Below are 25,234 nucleotides of genomic sequence, written 5' to 3'. Positions count from 1 at the left end.
TTCTCCTTGGCCGGAATGGCCGCATAGAAGGTCTGCTTTTGGGAACTAAGAATTCGGATGCCTACGTCTTGGATCGGAGCGCGAAGCGGACGTTGAGAATGAACTCGACTTCGTCCGGCAACCGAGCATTGCTGTTCCGACGAATTGAGGCCGATGGGACCGGCCGCTGCCCTGACCGGCGCGACCGGCGGGGCCTTGGGTGGTGGGGCGGCGATGGTGCTGCTCCGACCAGGAGAATCACCCATGACCAGCACAACCACCACGAAGCGGCAGCGCCGCATGGCTCGACAGCCGAGCAGCGATGCCAGCGGAACGCTCGACGCAGGAGGCTCTGATAGCGCTTCGCCCGCCATTCGAGAGCCCTCAGAAACGAAGAAGCCCAACAAGACTGACTTCGTCCTCGCGCTGCTGAAACGCGAGGGAGGCGCGACACTCGACGAACTGGTCGAGGTCACCGGGTGGCTTCCCCACTCCGCCCGCGCGGCACTGACGGGCCTCAAGAAGAAAGGCCACGCGATCAAGCGGACCCGGCTCGACGGCGTCAGTCGCTACGCGATCGTCGAACTGGTGTCGCAGTGAGCCAGATCTACGACGAACTGGCTGGGTTGATGGACCTCACGCCAGCGCAGCTGAAGGAGAAGTGGACCGGGACGGAGGGCAGCGCCCCTCCCTCGGTTCCCCCGGCGATGTTGCGTCGCCTCGTCGCACAGCGCTTGCAGGAGCGCCGCCACGGCGCCCTGCCAGCGCTTGTGGCGCGCGAGCTTGCCCGCGCCGCTTCACAGAGTAGCGCAGCATCGGCCTCTCGCCCGCGTGTCGAACTCACACCCGGCACTCGGCTGGTCCGCGAATGGAACGGCCGGACCGTGACGGTCGAAGTTCTGGAGATAGGTTTTGCTCACGGCGACCGCACCTGGCGCTCGCTCAGCGAGATCGCCCGGCACGTTACCGGTGCCCACTGGTCGGGGCCGCGCTTCTTCGGGCTGACTGCCGATGGCTGAGAAGCTGCTGCGCTGCGCGGTCTATACCCGCAAGTCGACCGAGAATGGTCTCGAGCAGGAGTTCAACAGCCTTGATGCGCAGTACGAAGCCTGCGCTGCCTATGCCTTGAGCCAGCGGCACGAAGGATGGGTCCTGGTCACGGATCGTTACGACGACGGCGGGTTCTCGGGCGGCAACATGGAGCGTCCTGGACTGAAGCGCCTGCTCGCGGACGTCGATGTTGGGAAGGTCGATATCGTCCTGCTTTACAAGATCGACCGGCTGACCCGCAGCCTCGCCGACTTCGCCAAGATCGTAGAAGTGCTCGACCGGGCTGAAGCCAGCTTCGTCAGCATCACCCAGAGCTTCAACACCACCACGAGCATGGGACGGCTGACGCTCAACATGCTGCTCTCGTTCGCCCAGTTTGAGCGCGAGGTCACGGGCGAACGCATCCGTGACAAGATCGCGGCCTCGAAGAAGAAGGGCCTTTGGATGGGCGGACCGGTGCCGCTGGGATACGAGGTCCGCGACCGCAAGCTCGTGGTGAACGGGAACGAGGCCGAGCAGGTCCGGCACATCATGCGGCGCTATCTCGCGCTGAAGTCGGTGCCTGCCCTGGCCGAAGAGCTGAACCGCGAAGGCTACAGGACCAAGATCCAACGCAGGAGCAGCGGGCCGCACCGGGGCGGCTGCATCTATCGCCGCGGCACGCTCTACCATCTGCTCTCGAACCGCATCTACTGCGGGTGCATCGTTCACAAGGGCAAGGCCTATGCCGGCGAACACGAGGCGATCGTCGAGGAACAGTTCTGGGACGAGGTGCAGGCGATGCTTGCTGCCAACGCGGCTGGTTCCGCGCGCCGACTAAAGCACAAGCATCCAAGCCTGCTCGTCGGTAAGGTGTTCGATGGCGAGGCGCGCGAGATGACTCCGAGCCACGCAACCAAGTCGCGCAGGCGATACCGCTACTACGTCACACGTCCCGACCAGCTTGATGGCACCCGCGCTTGGCGCGTCTCGGCGCACGACCTCGAGCAGCTGGTGTGTTCGAGCATTGCTGCGAAGCTGGCCGATGGCCAGTTCATGATTGGGCACGCAGGTTCAGCTGACACCGATGCCGACCAGCTCCAGGCAGCAACTGCCGAAGCTGGTCTCGCCACCGCGACTTTGCGCAGCGGTCATGCGAACGCGAGGGCCGAGTTACTGGACCTCTTGGTCCGGCAGGTCCTGCTGCACGAGGAGCGGGTCGAGGTTGAGCTCGACACCGACGCCTTGGTCAAGCGGCTTGGCCTGGACGTGGGATCACTTGCCCCTGATCCTTTAATCATCAATATCCCAGCGATCCGTGTTCGCCGGGGTCACCAGCTGCGTCTGGTCATTTCCGGACCCGAAGATGCCCGCGCGAAGCCAAGGCGTCGTGACGACAAGCTCGTGGCGCTCGTTGCAGAGGCACATCAGGCCCGGCAATTGGTCCTCGTCAACCCCGAGAACTCAATCGCTAGTATCGCGCGCGGTCAGGGGCGGTGCCGGACCCGGCTCGCCAAGTTGGTCGCACTTGCCTGCCTGGCGCCGGACATCGTCACTTCTATCCTCGAAGGCAGGCAACCCGAGCATCTCACCGCTTCGCGCCTGTTGAGCAAACCGCTGCCGCTTGCCTGGACCGACCAACGCCGCGAGCTCGGTCTCTCCTGACCATATCCAACCGCAGTCAGTATTTTCCGGCCTGAGACGGCAGACGCATTGCGCCCGGATATTGCCCAATCTGAGCGCGTCTCTAACTGCAATCTCGCAATGTCAGAAGCGGGAAGGCCGCAGAACTGCGCCATTCCCGGCGCCAGTTCCGCGGCCTTCCGGATCCTTGGGGACCACTCAGGGCTGTGTGGTGCGGTCGAGAAGACTCGAACTTCCACGGGCTTTCGCCCACAACGACCTCAACGTTGCGCGTCTACCAATTCCGCCACGACCGCACATCGAATGGGATTGGACCGCCGAGCGGTCCGGGTAGGCGCGCGCCTCTAGCAACGGGTTTGCCGCCCCGCAAGCGGTGAATCAGCGTTCGGTTCCGGGCAGGAATGGCGCTGCGACTTCGGGCGGTACGCGCACGAGCCGGCCGGTGGCCTTGTCGAGCATCGCCCAGGTGCTGCGCGCGGCGACGATCCGCTTGCCGCTTGCGTCGCGGAACTCGACGCAGCGGTCGAACTGGGCGCCGCGCGGACCTTCGGGAATGAAGGTTTCGGCGGTCACGCTCTCGCCCGCGCCGATGTTGCCCCGGTAGTCGATCTCGTGCCTCGTCACGACCCAGACGTACTTGTCGGCGTGTTCGGGCGCGGCGACCGCCGACCAGTGCGCGGTCGCGATATCCTGAATCCAGGTCACCCAGACCGCGTTGTTGACGTGGCCGAGTTCGTCGATGTGCTCGGGCGCCGCGGTGAAGGTGAGCGCGAACCGGTTCACAGCCCCATCTGCCACAGGATGAAGCCGTATTCCTCGGCCGTTTCGCGCAAGGATTCGAAGCGGCCCGACTTGCCGCCGTGCCCTGCGCCCATGTTGGTCTTCAATAGCAGCACGTTGTCGTCGGTCTTCTTCTCGCGCAGGCGGGCGACCCACTTCGCCGGCTCCCAGTAGGTCACCCGCGGGTCGTTGAGCCCGGCGGTCACCAGCATCGGCGGATAGGCCTGTTCGCGCACGTTGTCGTAGGGGCTGTAGGAGCGGATCAGCTCGAACGCGGCCCTGTCCTCGATCGGGTTGCCCCATTCGGGCCACTCGCCGGGAGTGAGCGGCAGGCTGGCGTCGAGCATCGTCGCGAGCACGTCGACGAACGGAACGTGCGCCACGACTGCGCCCCACAGATCGGGATCGGAGTTGACCACCGCGCCCATCAGCTCGCCGCCGGCCGAGCCGCCCGAGATGCTGATGCGGCCCCTTTCGGTGTAACCGCGCGCCACCAGCCCCTTCGCGACATCGACGAAGTCGGTGAAGGTGTTGACCCTGCGTTCCAGCTTGCCTCCCTTGTACCAGGCCCGCCCGAGGTCGTCGCCGCCGCGGATGTGCGCGATCGCATAGGCGAAGCCGCGGTCGACGAGACTGAGCCGCGTCGTAGAAAACCCGGGCGGAATCGCGATGCCATAGGCGCCGTAGCCGTAGAGGTGCAGCGGTCCGGGCGAGGCGCGGTCCTTGCGATACATGATCGAGACGGGAATCGCGGTGCCGTCGCGCGCGGCGATGTGGAGGCGCTCGGTGGCGTAGAGGTCGGGGTCGTAGCCCGAAGGCACCTCCTGCACCTTGAGCACCTCGAGTCGGCGTTCCGCGACGTGGTAGTCATAGGTCGTCGCCGGGCTGACCATCGACTGGTAGCCGACCCGCAGGCGGTCCATCGCCCATTCGGGATTGTCGCCGAGGCCGGCCGAATAGCTCTCCTCCGGAAAGGCGATCGGCTCGACCCGGTCGGGATCGTCGTAGTAGCGCACCTCGATCGTATCGAGCCCGGCCTGCCGCCCCTCGACCACGAAGAAGTCGCGGAACAGGTCGAATCCGGTAAGGTAGAACGCGTCGGTTCCCTCGATCAGCGTGGTCCACTCGCCCGGCGCCTCGAGCGGCGCGGTGGCGAGACGGAAGTTCTCGTGCGTGTCGTTGGCGAGCACGTAAAGCACGCCCTCGCGCTCATCGACTTCATATTCGACCCCCTTCGCCCTCGGCTTGACCAGCAGCGGCTCGGCGAGCGGATCGGCGGCGGGGATCAGGCGTACCTCGCTCGTCTCGTGATCGCTGGCCGATACGATCAGCCACTTCTCGTTCGCCGACAGCGTAGTGCCGACGCGGAAGCCCTCGTCGTCCTCGTGATAGAGCTCGACGTCGTCGGCGAGCGGGGTCCCCAACCGGTGCAGCCGCGCGTTGTCGGTGCGCCACTGCTCGTTGGCGAGGCTGTAGACGAGGCAGGTGTCGCCCGCCGCCCAGACGAGCGAGGACAGGGTACCAGGGATCACGTCGGGCAGGTGCTCGCCGCTCGCCAGGTCCTTCACCCGAGCGGTGAAGCGTTCCGATCCGTTGTCGTCGATCGAGTAGGCGAGCTTCGTCCCGTCGTTCGACACGCTGATCGCGCCGAGGCGGAAGTAGTCCTTGCCCTCGGCCAGCGCGACCTCGTCGAGGATCAGCTCGTCCGCGGTTCCGTCGTCCGCGCCCGCGACGGGCCTGCGCCACCACTTTTTGTACTCGGCACCGTCCTCGAACTCGATCCAGTAGAGGTAGTCACCGTCCTTCTGCGGGACCGACGTGTCGGCTTCCTTGATCCGCGCGCGCATCTCGGTGAACAGCGCGTCGATGCGGTCCTTCTGACCGGCGATCGCGGCCTCGAACCACGCGTTCTCGGCTTCCAGGTGGGCAAGGATTTCCGGGTCGTCGACCATCGGGTATTTCGGATCGCGCAGCCATGCGTAGTCGTCGGCGACGGTGATCCCGTGGTGGGTCACGCTCGAAGGCTTTTTCGCCGCGCGGGGGGGTGTCTTCGCCGGGTTCACGGCTGCATCGTTCATGGTGGAATCTGGCATGGCGCGGCCCTATGTGGGATGCGAAAGGACCGCAACAATGCTCATGCAGACCCACGAAGCCCGCCTCTCCGCCTTGCGCGAGGAACTGAAGAAGCGCGGGCTCGACGGATTCGTCGTCCCCATCAGCGACGAGCACATGAGCGAGTATATCGGCGGCTACGCCCAGCGGCTGCACTGGCTGACCGGTTTCGGCGGCTCTGCGGGGACCGCCGCGGTGCTGAAGGACAAGGCCGCGATCTTCGTCGACGGCCGCTACACCGTGCAGGTGCGCGACCAGGTTGACGGCAAGCTGTTCGAATACGTCGGCGTGCCGGCATCCAGTCCCGCCAAGTGGCTCGCCGCGAACGCGCCCGACGGGGCGAAGATCGGCTACGACGCCTGGCTCCATTCGAAGGGCTGGGCTGACGAAGTCGCCAAGGCGCTGGAAAAGAAGGGGGCCGGGCTGGTGCCGGTCGATGGCAACCCGATCGACACGGTCTGGGCCGACCGGCCCGAACCGTCGAACGCCCCCGCGCTGGTCCACGACGAATCGCGCGCGGGCCGCTCGAGCGCCGACAAGCGCGCCGAGGTGGCCGACTGGCTCAAGGAGGAAGGCTACGACGCCGCCGTCGTCAGCGCGCTCGATTCGGTCGCCTGGCTGCTCAACATCCGCGGCAGCGACGTCGAGCGGACGCCTGTGGCGCTCGCGTACGTCATCGCGCACGCCGACGGCACCGCCGAGCTGTTCATAGGCGAGGACAAGGTCACCCCCGAATTGACCCAGCACCTCGGCAACGCGGTGACGATCCGCCCGCGCCTCGCGTTCGAGGGCGCATTGAAGGAGCTGTCCGGCAAGACCGTCGCGGTCGATCCGAACTATGGCGTGGCGGCGATCTTCCACGCGCTCGAAGGCGCGGGCGCGAAGCCCGTCGCCGTGCGCGACCCGACGATCCTGCCGCGCGCGATCAAGAACCCGGTCGAGCAGCAGGGACACCGCGACGCGCAGGCGCGCGACGGCGCGGCGATCGCCAAGTACCTCCACTGGCTGAGCGTCGAAGGCCCCAGGGGCGGGCTCGACGAACTGTCGGCGGCGGCGCAGCTGCGGCGCTTCCGCGACGAGGCATCGGACACGCTGCGCGACCTCTCGTTCGACACGATCAGCGCCGCCGGCCCGCACGCCGCGCTGCCGCACTACCGGGTCGACGAGGACAGCAACATCCCGATCGCTCCGTCGAGCATCTACCTGTGCGATTCGGGTGGGCAGTACCTCGACGGGACGACCGACATCACCCGGACCGTCTGGATCGGTCCGGGCGCGCCATCGGCCGAGCAGAAGGACCGCAATACCCGCGTATTGAAGGGCCACATCGCGATCGACCGCGCGGTCTTCCCGCAAGGCACCGTCGGCGGCCAGATCGACGCGTTCGCGCGGCAGTTCCTGTGGGAGGCGGGCGTCGATTACGCCCACGGCACCGGGCACGGCGTCGGCAGCTTCCTGTCGGTCCACGAAGGGCCCCAGCGCATCGCCAAGATCACCGGCGCGCAGGCCGGCGGCGACCAGGCGCTGATGGAAGGGATGATCCTGTCCAACGAGCCCGGCTACTATAAAGAAGGCGCCTACGGCATCCGGATCGAGAACCTCGTCCTCGTCGAGAAGCGCGAGATCGCGGGTGCGGAGGGCGACTATCTCGGCTTTGAGACGCTGACGTTCGCCCCGATCGACAAGGCACTGATCGAGCCTGCGCTGCTTACCGACGCGGAGCGCGCTTGGCTGGACGACTATCACGCACAGGTGAAACAGGTGCTCGCGCCGCAGCTCTCGGGCGATGTGCTCGCCTGGCTCGAGGAGGCCTGCGCCCCGTTGTAAGACCAGCCATGTTCCTGTAATGTTCCACTCGGGTCGAGTCGCGGCACGGAGCATTCAGGATGATCGGGTACGTCACCCTCGGGACCAACGACCGCGACAGGGGCGCGAAGTTCTACGATGCGCTGTGCGGCGAGCTTGGCGTCGGCCGGATGATGGAGAACGAGCAGGTCATCGCCTGGGGCGAACCGGGCGGCGGCGCCGGCATCGGCCTGACCGCGCCCCATGACGGGAACCCAGCCACCGTCGGCAACGGCGTGATGGTCGCGCTGCAGGCGAACGACGAGGCGCAGGTCCGCCGGCTCTACGACATCGCGCTCGCCAACGGCGGCACCGACGAAGGCGCGCCGGGCGATCGCGGGGGCGGCTTCTATGCCGGCTATTTCCGCGATCCCGATGGCAACAAGCTCAACGCCTTCGTCATGGCGACCCCTGACGGCTGACCGGGCGCAGGAGAGCGGCTTGCCGGCGGATGAACCGCGGTTGCGTGATGCGACAATCCGCGACAAATCTTGTCCGATCGGCGATAAGGCTGCGACAGGACCGCACTAGAATGGCAAGGGTGAGCTGCGGCGGCGCGGGACCCGGTTCCCCTCCCCGTCCCGCGCGCCGCGGCTCTTCCTGCTTACTGGAGAGAGATTGACACCATGCGCACACTGACCCTTTCGATCGCCGCCGCCACGCTCGCCACCGCGGGGGTCGCGCTCGCGGCTCCCGGCACGGGCGGGCACCGGATGCCCCAGGGCGACATGACCCGCGCACAGGCGCAGGCGATGGCCGCCGAACATTTCGCCAAGATGGACGTCAACGGCGACGGCAAGCTCGACAAGACCGACCGCGAAGCCATGCGCGCGCAGATGAAGGCGAAGATGTTCGAGAAGATGGACGCCAACGGCGACGGCGCGATCAGCCGGAGCGAATTCGACGCCATGCATCGCGGCCAGGCCGACGGCACGCGTCCGGGCAAGCGCGGAGACGGCCACGCCGCGATGGCGGGCCACCGGATGGGCGCCATGCGCGGCGGCCGCGGGCCGATGATGGCCAAGATGGCCGACACCAATGGTGACGGCGCGATCAGCAAGGCCGAGTTCACCGCCGCCGCGATGAAGCGGTTCGAGCGCGCCGATGCCGACGGCAACGGCACCGTCACCCAGGCCGAACGGGCTGCCGCCCGCGAAGCGATGAAGGCCCAGATGAAGGCCAGGTGGCAGGAACGCCGGGCCGCGCGCCAGGCTGCCCAGCCCGCCAACTGAGGACCGGTCCCGAAGCGGCGGGACGCGCTTGACCGGCGCGTCCCGCTGCGGGCACGGGTGCAGTGCGCCATGACCGATCCCCAGCCCACCCGCCTCCTTCTGGTCGACGACGAGCCGACCTTACGCGAACCGCTCGCCGCCTATCTCGCCCGCCAGGGATTTTCCGTGCGCGAGGCGGACAGCGCCGCGGCGGCGCGCAGCGCGCTGGTTTCGGAAACCCCCGACCTTGTCCTGCTCGACATCATGATGCCCGGAGAGGACGGCCTGTCGCTCTGCCGCCACCTGGTCGAAGCGAGGGCGATTCCGACGATCCTGCTGACCGCCAGGGGCGAGCCGACCGACCGCATCGTCGGGCTCGAGATCGGCGCCGACGACTACGTCGTGAAGCCGTTCGAACCGCGCGAACTGGTCGCGCGCATCCGCTCGGTCCTGCGCCGATCAAGCAGGCCGCGGTCCATGCCCGAAGACGATGCGTTCTACGAGTTCGAGGGCTGGCGGCTCGATCCGCTTAAGCGCCGCCTGACCGATCCCGAAGGGGCGACGGTGCCGATTTCGACCGCTGAGTTTCGCCTGCTGACCGCGTTCCTCGACCGGCCGCGCCAGGTGATCGACCGCGACCGGCTGCTCGATCTCGTGCAGGGGCGCGAGGCGCACCTGTTCGACCGGGCGGTCGACAACCAGGTCAGCCGGCTGCGGCGCAAGATCGAGCAAGACAGCCGCAATCCCCATTTCATCCAGACCGTGCGCGGCGGCGGCTATCGCTTTGCCGCAGACGTGCGCCGGGCCATTCCCGGCCACGACGGATAGGCGGCCGGTGAAACGGTTCTGGCCGCGCAGCCTGTTGGGGCAGGTCCTGCTGGTTGTTGCGGGCGCGCTGCTGGTCGCGCAGGCGATTTCGGCGGTGCTCCTGTTCCGTGCGAGCGAGGATCGGCGGATGCAGCGCACCGTCGGCTCGCTGGCGCTCCAGCTGACCGCCGCCTCGAGCGGCGCCTTGGCGGGACCGTCCGGCGAGCGTCTCGGCGAGCGGTTCGGACCGATGCGGGCGATGCGCGGCGCGCACGAGCGGTTCGGCCCGCGCCGGATGCGGATCGAGCGCACCGACCGGCCGCCCGCGCTGCCCCGCGACCGGGCCGAGCCGGCGATTCGCGCGGCCCTTCGCACCGTCCTCGCCGAGCAGGGCTTGCGCGGCAGCGATGACCTGCGGGTGACGAGCCGGTCCGCCCTGTCCGACCCGCGGGTCTTGCGCCGGATCGAGATGGGACGGCCGTTCGCCCCCGAAATGCACCTCGAACGGGCGCGGATCGTCCTCGCCAGCGTGCCCGATGGCCAGGGCAAGTGGATCACCGCCCGCGCGATCAGCCAGCCGCGGGACCCTCAGGCGCTGCGGGCCCTCGTCGCGCAGACGTTCGTGCTGTTCGTCGTCCTGATGCTCGCCATCGGCCTCCTGCTGCGCCGGATCACCCGTCCGCTCGCGGCGCTTACCCGGCGGGTCGAAGCGTTTGCCCGGACACCCGACAGCGTTGCCCCGCTCTTGCCCGAGGGACCAGACGACGTGCGCCGCCTGATCGAGGCGCACAATGCGATGGAAGCCCGGATCGGCGCGATGCTCGACGAGAAGGACGTGATGCTCGGCGCGATCGGGCACGACCTCAAGACCCCGCTCGCCGCGCTGCGCGTGCGGATCGAGAGCGTCGAGGACGATGCCGAGCGCGAGCGGATGGCGGCCGGAATCGAGGACATCGTCCGCACGCTCGACGACATCCTTTCGCTCGCCCGCGTCGGCCGCGCGAGCGAGCCGCCCGAGCGCACCGACCTCGGCGCGCTCGCCGCCTCGGTGGTCGAGGAGTTCGAGGACATGAGCCAGCCCGCCACGCTCGCCGAAGGACCACGGGTGGTGGCACCGGTTCACGTGACCTGGGCCAAGCGGGCGCTGCGCAACCTCGTCGCCAACGCGGTCCGCTATGGCGGGGAGGCGCAGGTGAGCGTGCTGCGCGAGGGCAACCGGGCCGTGCTGCGGGTCACTGACGACGGGCCTGGCATAGCCCCAGACCGCCTCTCGACGATCACCGATCCCTTCGTGCGGGGCGAGGCAAGCCGCAATCGCGAAACCGGCGGAGCGGGCCTTGGCCTAACGCTCGCGCGCGCCATAGCCGAGGCGCACGGCGGGCAGCTGGTGCTGGAGAACCGGCCCGAAGGCGGGCTGCGCGCGGAATTGCGCCTGCCGCTCTAGCGTTCCTTCGTCGCCGAGAACGTCAGGTCGGGGTTCTTCTCGGCCTGGTAGTTCACGTCCCACGCGCTCTTCGCCATGAACACCGGGTCGCCGTCGCGGTCGGTCGCGAGGTTCGCGCGGTTGAAGTCGGCGAATGCCTTCAGCGCCGCATCGCTGCCCTTGATCCAGCGCGCGGTCGCGAACGGCGCGGGCTCAAGGTTGGCGCCGACCTTGTACTCGGCCTCGAGCCGGCTGACGAGAACGTCGAGCTGCAGCTGGCCGACCACGCCGACGATCCACTGCGCGCCGAACTCGGGATAGAACACCTGGATCACGCCTTCTTCGCTGAGGTCGTCGAGCGCCTTTCTCAGCTGCTTGGTCTTCGTCGGGTCCTTGAGCACGACGCGGCGCAGGATCTCCGGCGCGAAGTTGGGCAGACCGGTGAAGCGGACCTTGTTGCTTTCCGACAGCGTGTCGCCGACGCGCAGCGTGCCGTGATTGGGAATGCCGATGATGTCCCCGGCCTGCGCGGTGTCGGCGATCTCGCGGTCCTGCGCGAAGAACAGGATCGGCGAGTGCACCGCGATCGGCTTGCCGAGCCCGCTCGGGGTCAGCTTCATCCCGCGCCTGAAGGTGCCCGACACCTGCCGCATGAAGGCAATCCGGTCGCGGTGGTTGGGGTCCATGTTGGCCTGGACCTTGAAGATGAAGCCGGTGACTTCGTCGCGGGTCGGCGCGACCGGCCCGTCCTCGGACGGTTGCGGGCGCGGCGGCGGGGCCCAGCGGTCGATCGCGGCGATCAGTTCCTCGACGCCGAAGTTCTTGAGCGCACTGCCGAAGAAGACCGGGGTCAGATCGCCGTTGCGGTATGCCTCGAGGTCGAATGCGGGATAGCCTTCGCGGACCAGCTCGATCTCTTCCGCCAGCTCGCCGGGCAGCCCGTCCAGCCCCTCAAACGGTTCGCGGCGGCCCAGGTATTCCTTGCTGCCGCCGTCGGGCTTCGCGACGGTGTCGCTGGCGAAATCGAGCACGCCGGTAAACAGCCCGCCCATCCCGAGCGGCGCGCCCTGCGGGCTGACGTCGAGCGCCAGCGCGTCGGCCACCTCGTCGAGGATCTCGGTCAGCGGGCGGCCCTCGCGGTCGACCTTGTTCACGAAGGTGATGATCGGCACGCTGCGCAGCCGGCAGACCTCGAACAGCTTGCGGGTCTGCGGCTCGATGCCCTTGGCCGCGTCGATCACCATGACCGCCGAATCGACCGCGGTCAGCGTGCGGTAGGTGTCCTCGGAAAAGTCCTCGTGCCCGGGGGTGTCGAGCAAGTTGAAGACCGTGCCGTCCTTTTCGAACGTCATGACGCTCGAGGTGACGGAAATCCCGCGCTGCTGCTCGATCTTCATCCAGTCCGACCGCGCACGGCGCGCCTGCCCCCGCGCCTTGACCTCGCCCGCAAGGTGAATCGCGCCGCCTTGCAGCAGCAGCTTTTCGGTCAGCGTGGTCTTGCCCGCGTCGGGGTGCGAGATGATCGCGAAGGTGCGGCGGTTGCCGGAAACGGTGGAGGTCATGGGACGCGCGCCTTAGCCGGGCGCGGCTCGCTCCGCCAGCCTTGCGCCGTTCGCGGTTGCCGGACGCCATACCCGAGTCTAGAATAACGTGAGCACACACAGGGAGATGGAGTAATGATCGGCAAACCGCTTCTTGCAATCGGTGCAGGCTTGTTGATGCTGGCGGGCGCGGCACAGGCCGAATTGCCGGTTCCGACGCCGGTCGTCGAGACCGCGCAGGGCAAGGTGCAGGGCCTTGAGGACGAGGGCGTGGATGCGTTTCTCGGCCTGCGTTACGCCGCGCCGCCGGTGGGTCCGCTGCGCTTTCGCGCGCCGCAACCGGCAGAAAAGTGGGACGGCATCTGGGACGCGACCTCGCTCGGCGCGCCGTGCATGCAGATGTACACGCCGAGCGGGCCGAACACGTCCGACACCACGCGCCAGATCCAGTCGATCTTCCCCACCGCCGGGGAAGCCAAGATCGACAACGAGGACTGCCTGTTCCTCAATGTGTGGACCCCCGCTGCCGACAACGGAAAGCGCCCGGTGATGGTGTGGTTCCACGGCGGCGGATACGCCTATGGTTCGGGCGGCTGGCCGGTCTATGACGGGCGCAACCTCGCCGCGAAGGGCGATGTCGTGGTGGTGACCGTCAACCACCGGCTGAATGCCTTCGGCTACACCTTCCTCGGCGAACGGGACGCCGCCTTTGCCGACAGCGGCAACGCCGGCAACCTCGACCTCGTCGCCGCGCTGAAATGGGTACGCGACAACATCGCGGCGTTCGGGGGCGATCCCGGCAATGTCACGATCATGGGCGAATCGGGCGGCGGATCGAAGGTCAGCCACCTGCTTGCCACTCCGGTTGCCGACGGGCTGTTCGCCAAGGCGATCATCCAGTCGGGACCGGGCGTCACCAGCGGCAAGAAGGAGGACGCGGCGAAGCTCGCGGGCGCCCTCATGGAAAAGCTGGGCGTCGCGACCGTGGCCCAGCTGCAGGCAGTTCCGGCCGAGGACCTGCTCGCGGCGGCGCGCGGCGTCATTCCCGCGCGCGGTTTCGGGGGCGGAGCGAACTTCGGTCCGATCGTCGACGGCGTTGTGCTGGGGCGTGACCCGTTCCTGCCCGCCGCTCCTGCGCAGTCCAAGGACGTGCCGGTGATGATCGGCTACAACAAGGACGAGATGACTATCTTCAACGCCGCCCAGCCGTGGTTCGGGCGGCTCGACGCGGCCATGCTCGACGGAATGGCGGCGATGATGGGGCCCGAGGCGGCAAAGGTCGTGGGCTACCTGAAGGCGCAGAATCCCGGCGAGAGCCCGACCTACATCGCCAACAGCGCGATGACCTGGCGATTCGCGCAAGGGTCCTACGTCATCGCCGACCAGATCGCGCGCGCAGGCGGCGCCCCGGTCTATGTCTACAAGCTGACCTGGGAAACCCCGGTCGCGGGCGGCATCTTCCGCTCACCCCACACGCTCGACATGCCGCTGATGTTCGCCAACGCGGCGGAAAGCGCGGCACTCGTCGGCGAAGGGGAAGCGCCGAAGAAGATGGAAGCGATGATGAGCGACGCGTGGCTCTCGTTCGCAAGGTCGGGCGTGCCGGCAAGCCCGCTGCTGCCCGAATGGCCCGCCTACACGCTCGGCAAGCGCGCGGTGATGCAGCTCGACCTCACGCCGAAGGTGGTCGACGATCCCGACAAGGGGCTGCGCGAACTGACCGCGCGGTGACGCGGGGCGCTCAGCCCTCGCGGGCGACCCGAAAGCCCGCGAAATCCTGGCTCACCGGCATCAGCTCGATGCGGTTGACGTTGAGGTGGGGCGGCAGTTCGGCGATCCAGCGGATCGTGTCGGCGATGTCCTGCCCGGTCATCGGGTGCGCGCCGGCATAGAGCCGGTCGGATGCTTCCTGGCTGCCGGTGCGCACGAGCGTGAACTCGGTTTCGACCATGCCCGGTTCGATGCTGGTCACCCGCACCCCCGTGCCGTGGAGATCGGCGCGAAGCGCGAGGGTAAAATGGTTCGCGAACGCCTTCGACCCGGCATAGACGTTGCCGCCGGGATAGACGTAGCTGCCTGCGACCGAGCCGATCGTGACGATCGCGCCCTTGCGTGCGATCAGGCCGGGCAGCAGCAGCCGGGTCAGCGTGACCATCGCGGTCACGTTGGTGTCGATCATCGTCCGCCAGTCGTCGAGGTTGGCCTCCTGCGCCGGCGACAGGCCCTGCGCGAGCCCGGCATTGTTCACCAGCAGATCGACCTGCGCGAAGGCGTCGGGCAGGCTCGACACCGCCAGCTCCATCGCGGCCGCGTCGCGCACGTCGAACACCGCCGGGCGGACCTTGTCGGCGCCGAGTTCTGCGACAAGCGCGTCGAGCCGCTCGGCGCGCCGCCCGGTGGCGACGCAGCGCCAGCCCGCGTTCACGAGCGTGCGGACGGTGGCCTCGCCGATGCCCGCGGTGGCGCCGGTGACGAACGCCGTCTTCATCCGCGCAGTTCTCCTCCAAGCCTGGTCGCGGCGGCGACGACCTTGTCCGACAGCGCCTTGATGTCGGCGTCGGTATAGGTCTTCTCGCCGGGCTGGAAGGTCACCTCGATCGCGAGCGACTTCTTGCCCTCCGGCACCCCGGCGCCGCGGAAGTCGTCGAACACCCTGGCCTCGACGATTTGGGCCTTGTCCGCCCCGCGCACCGCGCGCACGAGGTCGGCTGCGGCAAGCCCCGCGTCGACGAGGAACGCGAAGTCGCGCCTGACCGCCTGCAGCGCGGGCGGATCGTAGGCCGGACGCGCGAAGCCCGCGTTCTTCTTCGCCGGGATCGCGTCGAGATAGACCTCGGCCGCCATCGCCGGTCCAGCGACATCGAACGCCTTCAAAGTCGAAGGGTGCAGCGCGCCGAAGCGGGCGAGCACGGTCTTGGGCCCGAGGCGCAGGGTGCCCGACTGGCCCGGATGGAACTGGGGACCGGCCTCGCCGAAGACCTGCAGGTTGCCGACCGGCGCGCCGGCCGCTTCGAGCAGCGCGAGCGCCTCGGCCTTGGCGTCGTAGGCGTCGAACGACCGCGCCTTCCCGGACGCCCACCCGCGCGGCGTCCTTTCGCCCGCCAGCAGCACGCCGACGGTGGCACGCTCGTCGCTTGTGCCGCCCGTCCCGCGCAGGTAGCGGCGACCGACCTCGAACAAGCGGATCGAATCCGCGCCGCGGTCGGCGTTGCGCCGGGCGGCGGCGAGGAGGCCGGGGATGAGCGAGGGGCGCATGGCCTTCATGTCCTCGCTGATCGGGTTGTCGAGCACCCACAGGCCACCGTTGCCGTCCGCGAAATGGTCGGCGTCGGCGGGGGGAAGAAACGACCACGTGACCGCTTCGGACAGGCCCCGCGCCGCGGCGGCGCGGCGGACCTTGCGCTCTCGCGCCTGCTCGGGGGTGGCGGTGGGACGCGCCACGCCGTCCACGCGCGGGAGCGGGGCGGAGGGCACCTTGTCGAGGCCGTGAATCCGTACGACCTCCTCGACGAGGTCGGCGGGTCCTTCGACGTCGTGGCGGCGCAGCGGCACCGTGACCTGCCAGTCGCCCGACACTGCGAAGTCCAGCCGCTCGAGCGTCGCGCGCTGCTCGGCATCGGGAATCTCGACACCGCCGAGCTTCCGGGCAAGGCCGGGATCGTAGGACACGACCTGCGGCTCCGCCGGCGGCGATCCGGCGCGCACGACCTCGCTCGGCTCCCCGCCGCAGAACCGCAGGATCAGGTTGGTGAGCACGTCGAGCCCCGCATCGAGGAATGCCGGGTCGACCCCGCGCTCGAAGCGGGTGCGCGCATCGCTGGCGATGCCCAGCTTGCGCCCCGTGGCGCCGATCCGCTCGGGATCGAAATAGGCGATCTCGAGCAGCACGTCGGTGGTCTCCGGGGTGACGCCCGAATGCTCGCCGCCCATGATGCCGCCGATGTCGTGCACGCCCGCATCGTCGGCGATAACGGTCATCGTGTCGTCGAGCGTGTAGGTTTTCTCGTTGAGGGCCGCGACCGTCTCGCCGTTCTTCGCGCGCCGGGCGACGACCGCGCCGGTCAGCTTGGCCAAATCGTAGACGTGCGCCGGGCGACCGAAGCCCAGCGAGAGGTAGTTGGTGAAATCGACCAGCGCGCTGATCGGGCGCTGCCCGGCGGCGATCAACCGGGCCTGCATCCAGTCGGGCGAGGCGCCGTTCTTCACCCCGCGAATGACGCGGCCGTAGAATGCCGGGCATCCCGCAGGATCGTCGGTGCGGATCTCGACCGGGCAGGGAAAGCTGCCCTCGACGTGGTCGGCGCGCCACGGCTTGAACGTGCCCATGCCCGCCGCGGCGAGGTCCCGCGCGATGCCCTCGACGCCCATGCAGTCGGGCCGGTTGGGGGTGATCGCGACGTCGAACACGGGCGACGCGCCGTGGTAGTCGGCAAAGGCCGTGCCGACGGGCGCGTCGGCGGGCAGTTCGATGATTCCGTCGTGTTCGTCGCCCAGTTCGAGCTCGCGCACCGAACACATCATGCCGTTCGATTCGACCCCGCGGATCGCGCTCTTGCGCAGCTGCATCCCATTCGCGGGGACGACCGCGCCGGGCAGGCCGAGCACGCCCTTCACCCCCGCGCGCGCATTGGGCGCTCCGCAGACGACCTGCAGCGGATCGCCTTCGCCGGTATCGACGGTGAGCACCTGCAGCTTGTCGGCATCGGGGTGCGGCTTCGCTGTCAGCACTTCGGCGACGCGAAAGCCCTGCAGGCGATCGGCCGGGTCCTCGAGACCCTCGACCTCGAGCCCGATCGCGTTGAGCTTCGCGGCAATTTCCGGCGCGCTCGCATCGGTGTCGAGGAACGCCTTCAGCCATTCGAGCGAGAACTTCACAGCTTAGCTCCTACGCCAGCCGAGAGGGTCGGCACGTCGAGCGGGTCGAACCCGTAATGCTCCAGCCAGCGTACGTCGCCGTCGAAGAACGCGCGCAGGTCGTCCATCCCGTACTTGAGCTTGGCGAGCCGGTCGACGCCGGTGCCGAAGGCGAAGCCCTGCCAGCGATCGGGATCGAGCCCGGCGAACTCGATCACCCGGCGGTTGACCATGCCGCTGCCGAGAACTTCCATCCAGCCGTGACCGTCGTCGTCGCCCGAACCGCCGAATCCGCCGTCGGCCAGGCGATAGCCTACGTCGACCTCGACGCTCGGCTCGGTGAAGGGGAAATAGCTCGGCCGCAGGCGCAGCACGATGTCGTCGGTCTCGAAGAAGGCCTTGAGGAAAGTCTCGAGCGTCCACTTGAGATGGCCGAGGTGGATGCCTTCGTCGATCACCAGCCCCTCGATCTGGTGGAACATCGGCGTGTGCGTGGCGTCGCTGTCGCTGCGATAGACCCGGCCCGGCGCGATGATCCGCAGCGGCGCGCCCTGTTCGACCATCGAGCGAATCTGCACCGGCGAGGTATGCGTCCGCAGCAGCATGCGCGTCGGCGAACCCGCCACCACTGGCCCCTGGTCTGGGAAATAGAACGTGTCGTGCATCGCCCGCGCGGGGTGGCTCTCGGGCATGTTGAGCGCGGTGAAGTTGTGCCAGTCGTCCTCGATCTCTGGACCGCTGGCGACCGAGAAGCCCATGTCCGCGAAGATCTCGGCCAGTTCGTCCATGACCTGGCTCACCGGGTGAATCGAGCCCTTCGGCGCTTGCGGCGCGGGCAGGGTAAGGTCGAGCACCTCGCGCGCCAGCTGCGCCTCGAGCGCGGCGGCCTCGATCGCGGCCTTGCGCTTCTCGATCGCCGCGGACACCTCGGTCCGCAGGCCCTGGATGCGCGGCCCTTCAACCTGGCGCTGATCGGGGCTCATCTGGCCCAGCGTCTTGAGCAGCGCGCTCACCCAGCCGGACTTGCCGAGCGCGGCGACACGCTGCGCCTCGAGCGCCTCGCTCGTCTCGGCCGCGGCGATGGCGGCCAGTGCCTCGTCGAGGCGGGTTTGATCGGTCGTATCCATTGCGCCACGGCCCCTAGGGGCGCGCGCGCGCTATCGCAATGCCCCGTGCGCGCGGGGGCAGCGCGCAGCGGCTATCCGCGTGGCCTGTCGAGCGTTTGCGCGGGCGAACCCCAGAGCGTCGCCCGCCTTTCCATGAACGCGGAGAGGATCGGGTGGGGCAGTGCCGCGTACTCGCTGGGGGCCATGCCCATGAACTCGTGGAACTCGTGGTTGAAGTGCGCCTGGTCGGTGTAGAGCTCGTCGATCGCCGCGGTCCACTTGCCCATCCCGCCGAGCATCCAGGCGGCGATGCTGCGGACGAAACGCTGCCGGCGAAGCAGCAGCTTGGGCGGAAACCCGAAATGCCGCCGGCACACGCGCTCGAGCGCCCGCACCGACATCCCGGCCCGGTCGGCGAAGTCGGCGACCTTGGCCAGCCCAAGCTCGACCATCGCGCGATGGACGGCGACGATCCGTTCCTCGTCGGCGAGCGGCCGCGATGCCCGGCGCAGGATCGCGACGATGCGCTCGAGCTCCGCCTCGTCGTCGGGCGTGTCGCCGAACACCGCGGGCAATCCGGCGAAGCGCGCGAAGTCGGGATGGCGTTCGGCGTCGGCGAGCATGTTGGCGTAGGCAGCCGCGGGCCGGCCGACCAGCCGGGCCCAGCCCAGTGGCAGCAGGCCGATGCCCCACATCCGGGTGGTCCCCAGCTCGAAGCGGGTCCCGCGCGAGCTCGGCCCGGTCACGGTGAAGCGCGCATCGTCGACAATGCCCCCGTCGCCGACCCGCGCCCACGGGCGGGCGCCGGAAAAGACCCGCAGGTTGGCCCATTCCGGCTGCAGCCAGTCGGTCACCACGTCGGGTCGAGCCACCGCAAGGTCGAGCCGGTAGATGCTCGTCAGGCAACCTTCCAGGTCCGCGGGCGGCGCGAAGAAATGCACGGCGACCGTGCAATCGGGATTTGGCGCTGGCACCGTCGGATCGTGCATGGGGTCGGCGCAGGCTCCATTGCGAAGTGGGCGTCGCGGCGCGGCAGTTCGTTCGGCTTGCCAGCCTCTTGTTGTAAGAATGCGACGCTATCAAGCCCGGTGCTCCGCGGCAAGGCGCGCGGCGCGGACTAGCGGAACCGGGCGACGGTCGGCAGGTCGAGCGGCTCGGCCGCGCCTTGATCGACCATCCGCTGGCGCATGATGGGTTGCACGATCGGATGCGGCATCCGGGAATACTCGCTCGGCAGCATCCCCATGAACTCGCGAAACTCGCGCACGAACTGCGCCTGGTCGTGGTACTGCCCATCGAGCGCGTCGATCCAGCTCATCGACGGGTCGAGCATGAACTGGGCGAGACTGCGCGCGAAACGCTGGCGGCGGAGCAGCAGCTTGGGGGGGAACCCGAAGTAGCGGCGGCAGAACCTCTCGAGCGTCTTGACCGGCATGCCGAGCCGTTCCTGCAGCGCCGCGACTTCGCCCAGGGCCGGATCGCGCAGCGCCTCCTGGCAGGCGAAGATGGCATCCTCGCGCCGATCGGCCCGCCCGCCATGGGCAAGCAGGTGCGCGTTGACCAGCTGCGCCTTCGCCTCGTCGCCGTCCTTGCAGGCGATGATCTGCGGCAGGATCGCGGCAAAGGTCGCGAAGGCAGGGTGCGCGCTTCCGTCGACTGTACGGTTGGCCAGCGCGGCGGCCGAGCCACTGGCAAACCGCGCCCAGCCGGCTGGTTGCAGGCCAAGGCCCCAGACCCGGCTGGTGCGCACCGCGAAATGGGTGGCCTTGCTGGTCGGCCCGCTGCCCACGAAGGGCCATTGGGGCACCAGTTCGCCCGGGCCGATGCAAGCGATCGGAGGGGGGCCTTCGGTGAACCGCATCGCCGCCCATTCCGGGTGCAGGTGATCGGCGACCAGCCCGTCGCGGGCATCGATCACCGTGAGGTAGAGTGCGGTGAAATAGGGTTGCAGCTCCTCCGACAGGCGGAAGAAGCGCACGGTGATCCGTGGCTGGTCCGTCATGGTCGTCCTGTCGAGGGTGTGAAACGCGACCCGCAGGGCTATCCCTTGTACGTTTTCGACAGTAACGGCCTGCCTGCCGAGGTCAAGCGCACAAACGCCCCGGGCGCCGCGAGCCGGTGCCCGCGACGCCCCCGAAAGCCCGTCGAAACGGTCGCCTTAGTTCAGCGCGGCCTTCGCCTGCGCGATGATCGCGCTGAAGGCAGCGCTTTCGTTCATCGCGACGTCGGCCATGACCTTGCGGTCGAGCTCGATGCCGGCAAGCTTAACGCCGTGCATGAACTGCGAGTAGGTCAGGCCCTCGGCGCGAACCGCGGCGTTGATGCGCTGGATCCACAGCGCACGGAAGTTCCGCTTCTTCACCTTGCGGTCGCGATAGGCATACTGGCCGGCCTTCTCGACCGCCTGCCGCGCGACGCGGATGGTGTTCTTGCGGCGACCGCGATAGCCCTTGGCCTGGTCGAGGATCCGCTTGTGCTTGGCGCGGGTGGTTACACCCCTTTTGACGCGTGCCATGTCTCAGTACCTCCTCAATCGAGCCCGTAGGGCGCCCACTTCTTGATCGTCTTCGCATCGGCGTCGGCGATCACGGTGGTCCCGCGGTTCTGGCGGATGTACTTGGCATTGTGGCTGATCAGGCGGTGGCGCTTGCCGGCGACCCCGTGCTTGACCTTGCCGGTGGCGGTGATCTTGAAGCGCTTCTTCACACCGCTCTTGGTCTTCATCTTGGGCATTTTCGTCTCCTTTCGAAGACACGCACCAATCAGCCCTGGCAGCCCTAGATAGCCAGGCCGACTGTGAAACACGTGTCGGTGAAGGGCGCGCCCCTAGGCGAGAAGGGCGCGCAAGGCAAGCCCTTCAGTGCCCGATGGGAGGGCGCCCGCTCTCGGCGAGCCAGCGTGCGAAGTCGCCATCGGGGATGGGCTCGAGGCCGGCGGTGGATGCGATCCAGAGGTAGGCCTGGGCGGATAGGCGCGCGCCGTCGCAATCGACCGCGATCGGGGTGCGCGCGTAGTCGGCACCCTCGAACGCGTCGAGCCCGGCGAGGTCGACTGCACCGGCTTCGTGCAGAACCCCCTTCACCGTCCCCCCGCCCGGCGTCATCGCGGGATGCGCGCCCGCTGGGTCGTCGACCGCCCAGAGGGTCCCGCGCGCCGTCGCGGGCCGCCCTGGGCCGATGCCCGCGAGCAGTCGCCGCACGGGCGGGGGCGCGATCTCCGCGATCAGGACGCCGTAGAAGAACAGCCGGGTCATGCCGCGTAGATCATCTTTACCGTCATCCCCCCGTCAACGACGATCCGCTGTCCGGTGACGAATCCGGCCCCGACGAGCCACTCGATCGCGTCGGCCACGTCCTCGGGCGTGCCGACGCGGCCCGCAGGATGCTGCGCGCGCGCGGCCTTCGAGTGGTCGGGGTCGGTCCGCTCGCCCTGCTTCTGCCACGGGCCGGTTTCGATCCAGCCGGGCAGGACCGCGTTGACCCGGACCTCGGGACCCAGGCTGACCGCCATCGCGTGAGTCAGCGCGTCGAGTCCGCCCTTGGCGGCGGCATAGGCGAACGTGTCCGGCTCGCTCATCAGCGCCCGGGTACTCGAAATGTTGGTGACGCTGGCGCCGTCCGCGCGCCGCAGCAGCGGCAGCGCCGCGCGGGTGCAGAGGAACGCGGCGGTCAGGCTGGCGTCGATCCAGCGCTGCCATTCGGCGAGTTCGAGGTCCTCGAGCGGCCCGCAACAGGGGTCGGCGATGCCGGCATTGTTGACGAGCGCGGTGAGCGGATCGCCATCCAGCCATTCGCCGATCCGGTCGAACGCACGCGTGACCGGCGCCTCCTGGCCAACGTCGCAGCGCAAGGGCAGGCAGCGATCCTTCGGCAGCAGCGCTGCAAGTTCGGCAAGCGCGTCTGCGTCCTTGTCGAGCGCGGCGACGCGCCAGCCGAGGGCGTGAAAGTGCAGCGCGGTGGCACGGCCGATGCCCGCCCCGCCGCCGGTGATCGCGATGGTCCTGTCCATGTCCGGCTCAACGCGGCCGGGACGCGCTAGTGCCCGGATCCGCGCCGATGCGCGCGCCAGCGCTCCGAGCCCCACCGCGCGACGAGGGCATCGACGCGTGCCCGCTCGGCCTTAGCCAGCGAACCGTAGGGCGCGCAGCGGCCTCGCTCGCGAAAGCACGCCTCGCCGGTGTCCAGCCGCAGACTGGTGAGCTCGCCGCCCGGCCCGGCGAGGCCGATCGCGGTGGGCGTGTCGAGCGGTCCGATGTGCTGGAACGGCGGGACCGGAATCGGCGGCGGCGCCTGTTCCCGGATCGCGGCGGAGAGGATCGCGCGGTAGTCGGCCAGCCCGATCGGCCCCTCGGGCAGCATCCCGGGCCGGTTGGCGACCAGCAGGGTGGCGAACTGTTCGCGGTCGATCACGTGCCCGTGGCCGAGAAAGCCGTTCTCGAACAGCGCCTCGCCGTGGTCCCCGGAGACGAGCAGGATGGTGTCGTCCCACACCCCCTTGGCCTTCAGCCGCGCGACCAGCTCGCCCAGCCGGCGATCGGCGTAGCGTACCGCGTTCCAGTACGTCTCGCGCACGCGGCGCGCGTTGGCGGCGTCGATCTCCGCGCGCGGAAGCGGATTCGCGGTCAGGCGCCGGTCGACGCCCGGGTGGTCGTAGGGAAAGTGCGGCGACTGGAAGTTGAAATAGACAAAATGCGGCTGCCCGGCCGGACCTGCGCCCGCCCAGTCCTCGCGCCCGAACGTGCGATCGAAGGCGGCCAGCAGATGGCCCTCGTCGACCAGCAGGCTGCCTTGCGCGGCAAAGTCGAACGCCCGCTTGTCGCGCAGCGTCTCGGCGTCGACGAAGACGTCCGCCGTCTCGCGCATCGCGACGGTCGCCGCGATGCCCCCGAAATCCTCCGGCTGGCCCGAGAACACACCGATCCGGTAGCCGCTCGCCCTGAGGTCGCGGAACAGCGACGGGTCGCCCTCGCGCGGGACGAGCTGGCCGGAGAACAGCGACTTGAGGCTTTCGGTGGTGAAGCCGACGTGGCTGTATGCCGGCCGCGCGACGCTGCCCGCCTTGGCGATCGCCTCGAGGGTGGGAGCGACCGGCTCTCCGTTCACCCGCTTGCCCAGCACGTCGCCGCGGGTCGATTCGAGGACGACGACGACCACGTTCGGCCGGTTGCCCGTGAACACCTGCGGGCCGGGCGTTACCGCAAGTGGCACCAGGCGAAGGTCGCCGCCGTACCCGTCCTCGTCGATCCCGTTGCCGGGTACGTCGAGCGCGAGCGGATGGCGCGCGGGATCGAACGGCGCTTCGTCGTGCTGGATCGCGAACAGCCCGTAGCCGTCGCGGTCGAAGTCGGTCGCGGCGTCGAGCGCCCCGGTCAGCGCGCCCCACGCGAGCGTGCGCTGCAATGCGTAAGCGGCGTCGCTGCCCGTGCGCGGAACCGCGAAGGCGAGCGCGAGGAACAGCGCCGCGAGGGCCAGGGTCACGCCCCGCGAAGGACCGGCAGGGCGCGCAAGGTCAGAGGGCACGCGCCGGGCAAGCTGCCGAGCCGCAAGCCAGGCGGCGAACGCGAGCGCGGCCAACCCGAGGAGAGCGACGCCGATCTCGCTGGCCCCGAAGAGCAGCGCGTCGACCAGGCTGCCGCCGCCCAGTTGCTTCATCAGGGCAAACCCCATGGCATCGCTGAAATAGGCGGCCAGCCGATACTGCGCGGCAAGGACGGCGGTGAACAGCGCGCCGTTGACGAGCACGAAGACGTACGCCGGAGTCCATCCGGGCCGCCCGCGCGTGAATGCGCGCGCGAGCGCCCATCCGATCATTGCGAAGACCGCCGTGGCGGCGGCGTATCCGGCGAGGAACACGGCGTGCTCGGCCGGGGTGTCGACCGCTCGGCTCATCCCGAACCCGCCGGTAAAGAGGCCGAACTTGCGATCCGCCAATGCCAGCTCGAGCACCGCGGTGGCAGTCACGACGGCGCCGGGCACGAACGCGAGTGCCCGCGACCACGCCCGCGACCATCGGGGACGCGGCGGAGGGGCCGAACGCGGCAGGGGGGCGCTGGTCGCCATGACGCACGCGTCTAGCGCGGGCGGTTTAGGATAAGGCTAACGCGCGCGCGGGGGGAGGATCAGTGTGCGCAGGCGAGCGCCTCGACCACCTCCTCCAGCCGCGCGGGGTCGCCGAGCGCGATGACGTGGCCTTCGCTCCCCGCGTGCAGCGGCTCGCCGTGCCAGTCGGCCATGGTGCCGCCCGCCCCCTCGACCACCGGGACGAGCGCGGCGAAATCATGCAGCTTGAGCGAATCCTCGCACACGATGTCGATCTGTCCGCTGGCGACGAGGCCGTAGTTGTAGCAATCGCCGCCCCAGATCATCCGGCGATGCGCGGTCTTCCCGGCAAGCGCCATGAAATGCTCGGCGGCGTGGTCGGAAAACGCCCCCGGGCTGGTCGTGGCGAGCAGGGCTTCGGACAGCGCGCGGCAAGCGCGGGTGCGCACTTCGGCGCCGTTGAACGTGGTGGGCCGGCCCATCGCCCCGACCCAGCGTTCGCCGAGGATCGGCTGGTCGATCACCCCCAGGACCGGGAACCCGTCGCGCAGCAGGGCAATCAGCGTGCCGAAGATCGGTCGTCCGGCCACAAAGCTCGTCGTCCCGTCGATCGGATCGAGCACCCAGGTACGGCTCGCACCCTCGCGCTCGGCGCCGAACTCCTCTCCGACGATCCCGTCGCGCGGCGCTTCGGCGGCGAGTATGCGGCGCATCGCTTCCTCCGCCGCCCGGTCGGCCAGCGTCACCGGCGAGGTGTCGGACTTCGATTCGAGGCCGATCTCGCCGCGGAAGTAGGGACGGATCGCCGCCCCCGCCGCTTCGGCGAGGCGGTGTGCCAGCGCGATGTCGGTATCGAGCGACACGC

The 25,234-nt window shown here is 68.9% G+C and carries 23 protein-coding genes and 1 tRNA gene; 9 read left to right on the top strand and 15 right to left on the bottom strand.

Annotation, left to right across the window (positions count from 1 at the left end):
• Positions 1–243: 243 nt before the first annotated feature.
• Genes N0B51_RS03415 through N0B51_RS03405 form a run of 3 tightly spaced genes read left to right on the top strand, consistent with a single transcriptional unit; the run spans position 244 to position 2,673 of the window.
• A complete protein-coding gene (locus N0B51_RS03415) occupies positions 244–579 on the top strand; it encodes a DUF3489 domain-containing protein (protein ID WP_259960772.1) in 336 nt (111 codons plus the stop codon).
• Entirely contained in the window at positions 576–998 is a 423-nt protein-coding gene (locus N0B51_RS03410) for a DUF2924 domain-containing protein (RefSeq protein WP_259960771.1), read from the top strand. The genes N0B51_RS03415 and N0B51_RS03410 overlap by 4 nt, the downstream gene beginning before the upstream one ends.
• The gene (locus N0B51_RS03405) at positions 991–2,673 is read left to right on the top strand and encodes a recombinase family protein (RefSeq protein WP_259960770.1); all 1,683 of its coding nucleotides are present in this window, start codon (positions 991–993) and stop codon (positions 2,671–2,673) included. Before N0B51_RS03410 ends, N0B51_RS03405 begins: the two co-directional genes overlap by 8 nt.
• Before the next feature lie 188 nt (positions 2,674–2,861).
• Here the strand turns inward: N0B51_RS03405 and N0B51_RS03400 are convergent.
• From N0B51_RS03400 to N0B51_RS03390, 3 genes are all read right to left on the bottom strand, one after another.
• Positions 2,862–2,948: transfer RNA gene (locus N0B51_RS03400), tRNA-Leu, on the bottom strand.
• An 82-nt stretch (positions 2,949–3,030) separates the two neighbouring features.
• Positions 3,031–3,450 (bottom strand): acyl-CoA thioesterase, encoded by a 420-nt coding sequence (locus N0B51_RS03395; RefSeq protein WP_259960768.1) that lies wholly within the window; start codon positions 3,448–3,450, stop codon positions 3,031–3,033.
• Positions 3,432–5,525 (bottom strand): S9 family peptidase, encoded by a 2,094-nt coding sequence (locus N0B51_RS03390; RefSeq protein WP_259960767.1) that lies wholly within the window; start codon positions 5,523–5,525, stop codon positions 3,432–3,434. The genes N0B51_RS03395 and N0B51_RS03390 overlap by 19 nt, the downstream gene beginning before the upstream one ends.
• 37 nt (positions 5,526–5,562) lie before the next feature.
• Between N0B51_RS03390 and N0B51_RS03385 the strand changes: the two genes are divergently transcribed.
• The 5 genes from N0B51_RS03385 (at position 5,563) to N0B51_RS03365 (ending at position 10,851) form a co-directional block, all read left to right on the top strand.
• Entirely contained in the window at positions 5,563–7,371 is a 1,809-nt protein-coding gene (locus N0B51_RS03385; RefSeq protein ID WP_259960766.1) for an aminopeptidase P family protein, read from the top strand.
• A 59-nt stretch (positions 7,372–7,430) separates the two neighbouring features.
• Positions 7,431–7,811, top strand: coding sequence for a VOC family protein (locus tag N0B51_RS03380; protein WP_259960765.1), 381 nt, complete (start codon positions 7,431–7,433; stop codon positions 7,809–7,811).
• 204 nt (positions 7,812–8,015) lie between these two features.
• Entirely contained in the window at positions 8,016–8,621 is a 606-nt protein-coding gene (locus N0B51_RS03375; RefSeq protein WP_259960764.1) for an EF-hand domain-containing protein, read from the top strand.
• Between the two features lie 69 nt (positions 8,622–8,690).
• Entirely contained in the window at positions 8,691–9,428 is a 738-nt protein-coding gene (locus tag N0B51_RS03370; RefSeq protein WP_259960763.1) for a response regulator, read from the top strand.
• Positions 9,429–9,435: 7 nt separating this feature from the next.
• Positions 9,436–10,851, top strand: coding sequence for a sensor histidine kinase (locus N0B51_RS03365; protein WP_259960762.1), 1,416 nt, complete (start codon positions 9,436–9,438; stop codon positions 10,849–10,851).
• On the opposite strand, the gene N0B51_RS03360 is transcribed toward N0B51_RS03365, so the two are convergent.
• A complete protein-coding gene (locus tag N0B51_RS03360) occupies positions 10,848–12,392 on the bottom strand; it encodes a peptide chain release factor 3 (RefSeq protein ID WP_259960761.1) in 1,545 nt (514 codons plus the stop codon). The genes N0B51_RS03365 and N0B51_RS03360 overlap by 4 nt on opposite strands.
• A gap of 114 nt (positions 12,393–12,506) precedes the next feature.
• Between N0B51_RS03360 and N0B51_RS03355 the strand changes: the two genes are divergently transcribed.
• Positions 12,507–14,102 (top strand): carboxylesterase/lipase family protein, encoded by a 1,596-nt coding sequence (locus N0B51_RS03355; RefSeq protein WP_259960760.1) that lies wholly within the window; start codon positions 12,507–12,509, stop codon positions 14,100–14,102.
• Positions 14,103–14,112: 10 nt separating this feature from the next.
• On the opposite strand, the gene N0B51_RS03350 is transcribed toward N0B51_RS03355, so the two are convergent.
• From N0B51_RS03350 to hisN, 11 genes are all read right to left on the bottom strand, one after another.
• On the bottom strand, positions 14,113–14,859 hold the full coding sequence (locus N0B51_RS03350; protein WP_259960759.1) for an SDR family NAD(P)-dependent oxidoreductase: 747 nt from the start codon (positions 14,857–14,859) through the stop codon (positions 14,113–14,115).
• Positions 14,856–17,246, bottom strand: a complete 2,391-nt coding sequence (gene pheT, locus N0B51_RS03345) for a phenylalanine--tRNA ligase subunit beta (RefSeq protein WP_259960758.1) — start codon at positions 17,244–17,246, stop codon at positions 14,856–14,858. Before pheT ends, N0B51_RS03350 begins: the two co-directional genes overlap by 4 nt.
• Positions 17,243–18,352 carry a phenylalanine--tRNA ligase subunit alpha gene (gene pheS / locus N0B51_RS03340; RefSeq protein ID WP_259960757.1) on the bottom strand — a complete coding sequence of 370 codons (1,110 nt, stop codon included), beginning with the start codon at positions 18,350–18,352 and terminating at the stop codon, positions 17,243–17,245. Before pheS ends, pheT begins: the two co-directional genes overlap by 4 nt.
• A 71-nt stretch (positions 18,353–18,423) precedes the next feature.
• Positions 18,424–19,320, bottom strand: coding sequence for a helix-turn-helix domain-containing protein (locus N0B51_RS03335; protein ID WP_259960756.1), 897 nt, complete (start codon positions 19,318–19,320; stop codon positions 18,424–18,426).
• A gap of 128 nt (positions 19,321–19,448) precedes the next feature.
• Positions 19,449–20,333: an AraC family transcriptional regulator gene (locus N0B51_RS03330; protein WP_259960755.1), complete on the bottom strand. Its 885-nt coding sequence runs from the start codon at positions 20,331–20,333 to the stop codon at positions 19,449–19,451.
• Between the two features lie 156 nt (positions 20,334–20,489).
• A complete protein-coding gene (gene rplT / locus N0B51_RS03325) occupies positions 20,490–20,846 on the bottom strand; it encodes a 50S ribosomal protein L20 (RefSeq protein WP_259960754.1) in 357 nt (118 codons plus the stop codon).
• Between the two features lie 14 nt (positions 20,847–20,860).
• Positions 20,861–21,064 carry a 50S ribosomal protein L35 gene (gene rpmI, locus N0B51_RS03320; RefSeq protein WP_259960753.1) on the bottom strand — a complete coding sequence of 68 codons (204 nt, stop codon included), beginning with the start codon at positions 21,062–21,064 and terminating at the stop codon, positions 20,861–20,863.
• A 124-nt stretch (positions 21,065–21,188) separates the two neighbouring features.
• Positions 21,189–21,584 carry a gamma-glutamylcyclotransferase family protein gene (locus tag N0B51_RS03315; protein WP_259960752.1) on the bottom strand — a complete coding sequence of 132 codons (396 nt, stop codon included), beginning with the start codon at positions 21,582–21,584 and terminating at the stop codon, positions 21,189–21,191.
• Positions 21,581–22,339: an SDR family NAD(P)-dependent oxidoreductase gene (locus N0B51_RS03310; protein WP_259960751.1), complete on the bottom strand. Its 759-nt coding sequence runs from the start codon at positions 22,337–22,339 to the stop codon at positions 21,581–21,583. Before N0B51_RS03310 ends, N0B51_RS03315 begins: the two co-directional genes overlap by 4 nt.
• 26 nt (positions 22,340–22,365) lie before the next feature.
• Positions 22,366–24,291 carry a sulfatase-like hydrolase/transferase gene (locus N0B51_RS03305; protein WP_259960750.1) on the bottom strand — a complete coding sequence of 642 codons (1,926 nt, stop codon included), beginning with the start codon at positions 24,289–24,291 and terminating at the stop codon, positions 22,366–22,368.
• 158 nt (positions 24,292–24,449) lie between these two features.
• Positions 24,450–25,232, bottom strand: a complete 783-nt coding sequence (gene hisN / locus N0B51_RS03300; RefSeq protein ID WP_259960749.1) for a histidinol-phosphatase — start codon at positions 25,230–25,232, stop codon at positions 24,450–24,452.
• Positions 25,233–25,234: the final 2 nt, after the last annotated feature.

Source organism: Tsuneonella litorea (genome assembly GCF_025154015.1).
Taxonomy (GTDB): Bacteria; Pseudomonadota; Alphaproteobacteria; order Sphingomonadales; family Sphingomonadaceae; genus Tsuneonella; species Tsuneonella litorea.
This window is presented reverse-complemented; position numbering and strand designations above follow the sequence as displayed.